Genomic DNA, 1,559 nt, shown 5'->3' with positions numbered 1-1,559 from the left:
GCCCCGCACCCCGCGGGCCGAGCGCACCGGCGCCCGCCGCGCCCCGCGCGCCGCCCAGCAGCCCGCCGCCGAGGACTTCACCGTCGTCGAGGGCACCCCGGCCCGCCCGCCGGCGGCCACCTTCGCCGAACTGGACATGCCGAAGGCGCTGCTCACCGCGCTCGGCCGGGAGGGCGTCACCGAGCCCTTCCCCATCCAGGCCGCCACCCTGCCCGACTCGCTCGCCGGCCGCGACGTCCTCGGCCGCGGCCGCACCGGCTCCGGCAAGACCCTCGCCTTCGGCCTGCCGCTGCTCGCCCGCACCGCCGGCAAGCGCGCCGCCGCCCGCAGCCCGCTCGCCCTCGTCCTCGTGCCCACCCGCGAGCTCGCCCAGCAGGTCACCGAGGCCCTCACCCCGTACGCGCAGGCCGTGCAGCTGCGGATCGCCACCGTCGTCGGCGGCATGCCGATCGGCCGCCAGGCCAACCTGGTGCGCCGCGGCGTCGAGGTCCTCGTCGCCACCCCCGGCCGGCTCGACGACCTGATCAACCGCGGCGACGCCCGCCTCGGGGACGTGCAGACCACCGTCCTCGACGAGGCCGACCAGATGGCCGACATGGGCTTCCTCCCGCAGGTCAGCAAGCTGCTGGAGCAGGTCGCCGAGGGCGGCCAGCGGATGCTCTTCTCCGCCACCCTGGACCGCAACATCGACCGCCTGGTCCGCCGCTTCCTCACCGACCCGGTGACCCACTCGGTCGACCCGTCGGCCGGCGCGGTCACCACGATGGACCACCACGTCCTCCAGCTCGACCCGGCCGACAAGGCCTCCGCCACCGCGCACATCGCCTCCCGCGACGGCCGGGTGATCATGTTCGTGCACACCAAGCACGGCGCCGACCGCCTCGCCAAGCAGCTGCTCGCCACCGGTGTCAAGGCCGCGGCCCTGCACGGCGGCAAGTCCCAGCCGCAGCGCAACCGGGTGCTCGACCAGTTCCGCGACGGCCGGGTGACCGCCCTGATCGCCACCAACGTGGCGGCCCGCGGCATCCACATCGACGGCCTCGACCTGGTCGTCAACGTCGACCCGCCGATCGACCACAAGGACTACCTGCACCGCGGCGGCCGCACCGCCCGCGCCGGCGAGTCCGGCACCGTCGTCACCCTCGTGCTGCCCGAGCAGCGCCGCGAGGTCAACCGGCTGATGGGCACCGCCGGCATCCGGCCCACCGTCACCAAGATCCGCCCGGACGACGCCGAGCTGCGCCGGATCACCGGCGCCCGCACCCCGAGCGGCGTCCCGGTCGCCATCACCGTCCCCGAGCCGGCCGCCCCCGCCGCCCCGGCCGCCGGCGAGGGCCGCGCCGCCGCCCCGCGCCGCCGCCCGGCCAAGCGCTCCGGCCTGCCCAAGGACGTCGACGCCAACGGCAACGCCCGCCAGCCCCGCCCCAAGCAGCGCATCGGCGGCGCCGCCCGCGGCACCGGCGGCCCCCCCCCCCCGGCGGCCGGGCCCCCCGGGGCCCGCCCCCCCCACCCCGCGCCGCCCCCCCCGGGCCCCCGCCGGGGGGGGGGGGGGGGGCCGC

At 78.4% G+C, this 1,559-nt stretch carries 1 protein-coding gene; it reads left to right on the top strand.

Annotation, left to right across the window (positions count from 1 at the left end; translation table 11 throughout):
• Window positions 1-1,559, top strand: a 1,559-nt coding sequence (locus ACFV0G_RS38885; RefSeq protein WP_380558491.1) for a DEAD/DEAH box helicase, incomplete at both ends; no start/stop codon positions are given.

Source organism: Kitasatospora sp. NPDC059571 (assembly GCF_042735675.1).
GTDB lineage: Bacteria > Actinomycetota > Actinomycetes > Streptomycetales > Streptomycetaceae > Kitasatospora.
Note: the sequence above shows the minus strand (reverse complement) of the source record. Positions and strands in the feature narration are given on the sequence as shown.